Annotated in this window: 6 protein-coding genes; 4 read left to right on the top strand and 2 right to left on the bottom strand. The window is 57.5% G+C overall.

All coding sequences use genetic code 11. The features are described 5' to 3' along the window. Nucleotides 1-290: 290 nt before the first annotated feature. Both B2R17_RS09150 and B2R17_RS09145 read right to left on the bottom strand, forming a co-directional pair. Nucleotides 291-797, bottom strand: a complete 507-nt coding sequence (locus tag B2R17_RS09150) for a hypothetical protein (protein WP_099260366.1) — start codon at nt 795-797, stop codon at nt 291-293. A gap of 143 nt (nt 798-940) precedes the next feature. Beyond that, entirely contained in the window at nt 941-4813 is a 3873-nt protein-coding gene (locus B2R17_RS09145; RefSeq protein WP_286763753.1) for a serine/threonine-protein kinase, read from the bottom strand. A gap of 241 nt (nt 4814-5054) precedes the next feature. On the opposite strand from B2R17_RS09145, the gene B2R17_RS09140 reads away from it, so the two are divergent. From B2R17_RS09140 to B2R17_RS09125, 4 genes are all read left to right on the top strand, one after another. Continuing rightward, nucleotides 5055-5567 (top strand): hypothetical protein, encoded by a 513-nt coding sequence (locus B2R17_RS09140; RefSeq protein ID WP_286763752.1) that lies wholly within the window; start codon nt 5055-5057, stop codon nt 5565-5567. Between the two features lie 139 nt (nt 5568-5706). Next, nucleotides 5707-6069: a phosphoribosyl-ATP diphosphatase gene (hisE, locus tag B2R17_RS09135; RefSeq protein WP_286763751.1), complete on the top strand. Its 363-nt coding sequence runs from the start codon at nt 5707-5709 to the stop codon at nt 6067-6069. Between the two features lie 104 nt (nt 6070-6173). After that, nucleotides 6174-7064: an ATP phosphoribosyltransferase gene (hisG, locus tag B2R17_RS09130; protein ID WP_286763750.1), complete on the top strand. Its 891-nt coding sequence runs from the start codon at nt 6174-6176 to the stop codon at nt 7062-7064. Continuing rightward, nucleotides 7052-7261: hypothetical protein (locus B2R17_RS09125; RefSeq protein WP_286763749.1), on the top strand; the 210-nt coding region annotated here is incomplete at its 3' end. The genes hisG and B2R17_RS09125, both read left to right, overlap by 13 nt.

Below are 7261 nucleotides of genomic sequence, written 5' to 3'. Positions count from 1 at the left end.
CGGGGCTAACGCCCTTCGGCTCACTGGGTGAACCCCGGTCATTCCCGCTTTCCAAACTTCACCCTCCCTCCGGGGAGGTCGTGCAGTTTTAAACTGCTGTGTTGCCAAGCGTTTATCATCACCCTCCCCCTGGGAGGGTCGAGCGAAGCGAGGGGAGGGTCGAGCATCGGAACCAGCGCGTAACCCTCCCCGGCCCGAAGCGGGCCGACCCTCCCAAAGGGAGGGTGAAATAAAACTGCACGACCTCCGGGAGGGTCGAGGAAAGCGAGAAGCACAGCTCAACTTCCAGTTCAGCGGTTCCAATATCGGGTGCGGCTGTTCGACCAAGCTCGGGTGCGGCTGCCAAATCCGCTCGACGTGCTGCCGCCGTAAATCTGGCCGCGTTGCGTGCCAGTGTTTCGAATCCCTGTGTTCCCACCGGTGTAAATCCGACCGTTTCCTTGTGACGTCACACCACCGTGGCTGATGTGTGTTCCGTTGCGTCCGATGGTCATGTTCAGGTTGTGACCGATCCCACCGACTCCTTTACCGCCCACCCCAATCGAATTCGACAGCGAGATGCCGTTGGGGCCGGCTCCCACACCAAAGCCATGGCCGAAGTTGGTGCCATTCTTGGAACTGCTCTTCGATTTGGCAAATTTCCACTGGCCGTTCGCGGATGCACCCGCACTCGCTCCGCCATTGAGGAAATCGACATACGATCCAGCACTCTGTGCCGAAGCGGGTTGGCAAGTGGCCGCGACGAACAGGAGAGCAGCGACACCGGACAGGACTTTGAAATTGACGATCTTGGACATGGTTTTTCTCGCAAGCAGAAGGTTTCAGGAAGTGGTTCGAGCGGCTGACTTGCCGGCTCACAAACACTTGCGAGATCCCCTCTCGGATCCCCTCACGAAATTCAAAACTTTTCCAAAGACGGCAAAACACCCTGTTTTGAGGCTCAATCCGCGTCGAACACCGTCACCGTCAAATCATCCAACCACGCTTCGCCCTCGCCAGCCGAGACAATCTGAACCTCCATCGGAATGCTGGTCAGCGTCGGATCCGGCGAGCGACCGAAGTAAATTTCGGTCTCGAATTTCTGCCAATCGTAAGTTCCCTCGGCCAACTCCAAAGTCACCGGGACCTGCGATCCATCGACGATCAATTGCACAGCATCTTCGTCCAGATCTTTTGCCTTGGCCCAAACCGAGACAACACACCGCGAATTTTCGGGAATCGGGAAAACCTGTTTGGTTCGCCCACCCTTTGGAATTGTTTCGCCGCCAGCCCCCGTCGCATCTTCACCCGGCAACGGTCGATCACCCACGATCCGCATCGAATACTCACCTGTGTGAGCCTGAGACGAGGTGACGCTGGCCAAAGACCGATATCCCGGATCGTTGATCCACGCGATGCCTCGATCGTTGGACCAGTAGTTCCATCCGCCTTGCTCAAAGCCACCGTTGAGCAGCGATGCTTGGTAAGGCGTTGGCGTCTCACCGTCCGCAATCAGCACCTTCGTCGCTCGCGGCAGTTTGTTGATTTCTTTGATCCAGTCCGACAGTTGCCGCATCTCCTCCTTTGGCTGCGACGTCTTCGCCCATTCCTTCAGCCGGTCATACAACGGCCGCACCGCGCCCAGCACTTCGCAACCAGGCTGTGCATCCAAAGCCGCTTGGACCGATTCTGCCGCTTCGGGATAGCTCCGCAGATAGGCTTGCGTCCGTCCAATGCCCAACAAACATGCCGCCTGGTGTTCACTCAGCTTCGCAAGCTTCGATGCCAGCTTGTAGAGCCCGAGAGCTTCTTCGTACTCACCCGAACGATCCTTGTAGGCAGCGATTCCGTAGGCCGCCCACAAGTGATGCGGATCCAACTGATTGGCTTTCTCAAAATCTTCCGCCGCGAGTTCCAATCGTTCGGCAGACAAATGAATGATCCCGCGAGCCGCCAACGCGTGAGCCAGCAAGGGCGGCGACAACCGATGGACTTGTCCCGATTCAAGGAGTTCGTCCAACACCACTTCAGCCACATCATTCTGCTGGCGTGTCAGATGAATGGATGCCAGTAGCAACGGGTATACGGGCTGATCCTTATGCCGCTCCGTCATTTGCTCTGCGAACTGAATCGCATCGGATCGTCCCCGCAAATCTTCTGCGGCAATCAAAGCGGAATCCACCACCGGCACCAAAGCCAACGACTGCCGACATGTTTCCAGCAACACGTCGACGGCGAGTTCGTTTTGATCGATCGCGGAAAGGGTCATGCCGTAGACCCATCCGACCCAAGGTTGTTTTTCGCCCAGCCGGAATGCGTTTTCCGCATCTTGCATGCTCCACAACAAAAGGTCTTCAATCCGTTCTTCGCGGATGGACGGATCGACCGACTCATCGTCTCGCAATAGATCCGCCTGCATCCGATACAAAGCAGCACGGTCGGCGTAGCCAAAGCAATTGTCCGGATTGATCGCGATGCATCGCCCAAAGGTTTGAATGGCCAACGAATAGCTCTGCCAGGTCAGTTCAGGCTGTTGGATCGCGGAGAAGTACTGGAGATGGCCGAGAGTGAGCTGCGTCCAATAGTGGTTCGGACGCAGTGACGCCGAACGCTGGAACAACTGGCGTCCACCTTCAACGGCGTCAAGGTTTTTGTAATCTTTGAACACCACTCGGAACGATGGGTCCATGGCGGACAGCAAACACATGATGCCGATCTTTTGCGCGTCAGCCGCGTTGCGCGCCGTCCCCAGCTCTTCGCCTTTGACCCATTTGCCATCGCCCAAACGGAAATTCGCGATCCCGCGGTACCACCGCACCGCCTCCGATTGCCGAAACAGTTCGACTCGTTCGCTCACAACCTTGGCCGCCTGAGCTTCTGCGATGCCGGCTTTGGTCTGCATCGCCGTCCAGGCCTTCCACAAACGCTCACTCGAATCCGATTCACCATTGGAATGTTTCATCACCCCGAACAATCGAGTCCCAATCGTCTTGACCAACATCCCGTCCAAGATGATCCACTGTTGATAGGCGTCCCAAAGCAACTGGTCCTTTTGATCGGCCGACAGATCCTCATTGGGCAGGTAGTTCCACCAATCGCGTTGCTCCCAAATACCGAGAGCCTTCAGCGCGTTCGAGGCCGCCATGATTCCCTGCGTGTCACGGCTCATGATCCCAAACTCTTCGGCTTGTTCCGACAAATCGTAGAACGAAACCAACCGCTGCATGCGTTCCGCCTTGGCGACGATCCGATCGCGATCCTGGCTGAACTCGGGTTCTTCCTCCAACGTTTTGGATGCTCGCTGCAGAATGCCCAGCGCTGATTCATAACGTCCGAATTCGATCTCGCTGGCCGCGACCTGCCAATCGGAGTCCACTGAATTGCGAATCTCGTTCAACCGCTTTGCATTCGCGATGGTGAGTTCCAATTCCTTTTGATTGCGTTCGCTTTCAACCTTCAGACGTTGCGAACTTTGGTAACTCCAAACCGCCGCTCCGGCGATGGAGCCGAACATCAACAACAGTGCAGCGACCGCGCCGCTGGTCGCCAGCGTTCGATGCTTTCGCCCCCAACGTCCAATCCGCACCGCCAACGGATCACTGAATACCGACACGGGTTCGTCGCCCAACCAACGTTCCACATCGGCCGCCAACGCGGCCACGCTCGGGTAACGATCCGCAGGCTTCTTCGCCATCGCTTTCAAACAAATCGCTTGCAACGGTTCTGAAACACTCGCATCGCGGCGACGTGGCGGTGTGACCTCTTCTTGGCGAACACGCTGGAGAATCTGGCTAACAGAATCGTCTTGATGAGGCGGCGATCCCGTCAAGATTTGATACAGCGTCGCCCCCAGCAGATACACATCGGTTTGGCATCCAACCAGGGAAACATCTCCGTTCGCTTGCTCCGGACTCATGTACTGCGGCGTGCCCACGGTCCCGCCCGCTCGCGTGTGGCTGGAATCGCTTTCGCCTTTCGTGGAAGCTTCTGGTTTCGCATCGAACTTATCAGCGACCGCAATCTCCGAACCATCATCGAGCTGCTTCGCCAGTCCCCAATCCACCACCAGCGTCTCGCCGTATGGACCGACCATGATGTTGGCGGGTTTGATATCGCGATGGATGATCCGCCGACTGTGCGCGTATTCGATCGTGTTGCAAACATCGACGAAACGATTCAGGATCGTCCGCAACGAACGAGCCTGCTCGCCATCGTTTGAAGAATTCGCCTGCTTCGATTCGTCCTTCAACGAATCACGGTATTCACGAATCACTTGCCGCAGCGTTTGCCCTTCGATGAAACGCATCGCATAAAATGGGCGTCCGTCCTTCCAAGTCCCCATGGCATAGACGGGCACGATCCCGGGATGTTCCAACCGGCCAGTGATCTCGGCTTCGCGAAGAAAGCGTGCGTTGGCTTCTTCGTGCCCGTTCCATTGCGGCCGAATCTGCTTGATCGCGACCTCCCGGTCGAGCTGCCGGTCGTGGGCGACCAAGACTTCGCCTAACCCACCTTCATCGTGACGCGAAAGGATTTGGAAACGAGCGGACTCGCTGACGGCGGCGTATTCTTCGGGGATGTCGCCGGAGTCGTTCTGCTGGTCGTCCCCGAATACCTGCATCAATGGCGACGCCGGCATGAACTTGGACCTCAAGAACTCGTCTTCCTGAGCCGCTTCGTCTGCTGCGATTAGGTTGCGAACTTGGCGCAACAACTCCGCATCTCCATCGCACCGCTGCCGCAGATAAGCCTCTCGATCCGCTGTGGGCAGATCGATGGCGTCCAAAAAAATGTCTTCTGCGTTGGATGGCGGGTCATCTGACAAAACGGTCACCTCGTTCGTTCAACATCGATTGTGTGGAGCGTCGATCTCTGTGGAAAAACGCGAATCCGCCTGGCGAAGCTTACTCGAACACCAACGGTCGACGGCTTCGGTTTGGCCGTCTTTTTACGATGGAAACAAAAAAACCGAAAAACGATGAGGGGTTAGCGATGGGTTTCTCGCAAGGTTCCGGTGAAGACAACAACGTCCTTCAAAACAACTTCTTGAAACTCGCTCACTGAGGAACCCAGCCATGTCCACTCGTCTCTTCGCCATCGCCGTCGCAGCCGCTTGCTTGATGACCGCCGAAGCCAACGCTCAAGTCACCGCCCGCAGCTACTCCAACGGCGGCACAGCGATCTCAACCGCCAGCGGCCGTGGCAACACTCGACTGAACGCCAGCTCCTACGCCACCAACGGCGGCTACGCTCGATCCGACATGCGAGGCAGCGGACGCAACGGAGGATTCGCTAGCGGAAACAGCTCCGCCTACGCCAACGGCGGTGTCGCAATCAGCCAAGGTCGCTCGCACGCCAACGGCTGGAGAGCCCGATCACACGCCGATTCACGTGCGGTCACTCACGGTGGATTCTCGAGAAGCAGCAGCACCGCCAAAGCACTTGGCAACTGGTCCAACGCTCGATCCAACTCGACCGCGAATTCATGGTTCGGACGATCCAGCACCAGCCGCGCTCGTGCGGTCGACAATCGCTACATCCCGCAACCCTACACACCGCCTGTACAAAACGCGGTCATGCCTTGGTGATCTTCACCGCCTGAGCATGAGCTCAATCAGCAAAACAACAACGGAACTCGCGGGCTTCATTGCCCGGCGGGTTCCGATCGTTTGTTGGCGGAAGTATGTTGGCCAGGGCAACTCACTCCTTCGTTGAAACGGAAATTCCATGCCCGAATCGTTGCTCCCCCTGGATCGTTTGATGGCCACCCTGCGGACCCGTGCCGCGGAGCGTCCCGAGGGCTCCTACACGACCAAGTTGATGAACGGTGGCGCCGAAGCGATCGGTCGAAAAATTCGCGAAGAAGCCGAGGAACTGATCGAAGCCGCCGACGAACCAGACGAAGCCGGCCGCCAACACGCCATCTACGAAGCCGGTGACCTGATTTATCACGCGATGGTCCTGATGGCCTGGCGTGGAATCGAGCTCGACGAAGTTGCCGCCGAACTGGCTCGTCGAGAAGGCACCTCGGGCCTGGTCGAAAAAGCCTCCCGGCCGGCAAAAGAGGACTCGGGCACCGCCGATTCGTGAGCCCGAATACGCTGGGATCCAAACAGACACCTGCCAAAAATCAAGTTCAGCGATTACTCTTTTCGCCTCACTGACATTTTGGTTCTCGATCTTTTTTGGTTCCCATGACGACTTTGGCCCCCCTCGGAAGCGGCTCTGACCCCGACAGTTTCTTGCGTTTGGGGATCCCCAGCAAAGGCCGACTCAGCGAACTGGCCACCGGGCTGCTGAACCAAGCAGGATTGAGCTTTCGCCGCCAAAATCGAGGCCTGTTCGCTCGAGTCAGCGGGCTGCCAATCGATCTGATCTTTTTGCGAACCGATGACATCCCGACCTTGTGTGCCGAAGGTGCCATCGACATGGGGATCACCGGCAGTGACCTGGTCGAAGAAGCCGGGGCCAACGTCGAGCAACGCATGGCGTTTGGTGTCGGCCGCTGCCGACTGGCGTTCTGCGTCCCCGATGACGAAGACTACACCGACGCGGCACAGCTCGACGGCAAACGGATCGCGACCAGCTTTCCGCACGTCACCGAGCAATACCTCGCCACCAAAAACGCGAAAGCACATCTGGTGTCGCTGTCCGGCAGCGTCGAAGCGATGATCCGTCTTGGCGTTGCGGACGCGATCGTCGACTTGGTCGAAACCGGCAGCACTCTGGCCGCCAACCGCTTGCGGATCCTGGAAGAAATCGGCCACTACGAAACCGTGCTGATTCAAAACGGAACGCATCGCCGCAAAGAAGTTGCCGACCGTTTGGTTTCGCGACTCGAAGGCGTGGTCCTCGCTCGAGACTATTCCCTGGTCGAATACAACATCCCGCGATCGCAACTTGCCGAAGCGGAAAAGATCACCCCCGGTTTCAACTCGCCGACCATCAACTCGCTCGAAGACAAAGACTGGTGTGCGATCCAAGTCATGGTCCGACGCGGCGAAGTCGTCGAAGTCATGGAACGCCTCAAAGAAATCGGCGCGTCCGGCATCTTCGAAATGACGATCAATAATTGTCGCTTGTAGGTCGACTGCAAACGCGGAACGGTGTCTTCAACGGTTCCGTCAGGCCACACTCAAACGCCAAGCCGCGTCGATTCCCAGACGCAGTGTGTCACACCATTCGCACAACGCTGCTCAACGGCATCACCCAGCCACGCAAAGAGGTCGTTCAGTTTTTTGATGCCGCTTTTCGGCTGACTTACACACGGCGTACCTCTCCC

The sequence above is a fragment of the Rhodopirellula sp. UBA1907 genome (assembly GCF_002337565.1).
Taxonomy (GTDB): Bacteria; Planctomycetota; Planctomycetia; order Pirellulales; family Pirellulaceae; genus Rhodopirellula; species Rhodopirellula europaea.
Note: the sequence above shows the minus strand (reverse complement) of the source record. Positions and strands in the feature narration are given on the sequence as shown.

Excerpts from the sequence above, each read along its gene's own strand:
- B2R17_RS09150 (WP_099260366.1), bottom strand. The coding sequence starts at position 797 with ATGTCCAAGATCGTCAATTTCAAAGTCCTGTCCGGTGTCGCTGCTCTC.
- B2R17_RS09140 (WP_286763752.1), top strand. The coding sequence starts at position 5,055 with ATGTCCACTCGTCTCTTCGCCATCGCCGTCGCAGCCGCTTGCTTGATG.
- hisE (WP_286763751.1), top strand. The coding sequence starts at position 5,707 with ATGCCCGAATCGTTGCTCCCCCTGGATCGTTTGATGGCCACCCTGCGG.
- hisG (WP_286763750.1), top strand. The coding sequence starts at position 6,174 with ATGACGACTTTGGCCCCCCTCGGAAGCGGCTCTGACCCCGACAGTTTC.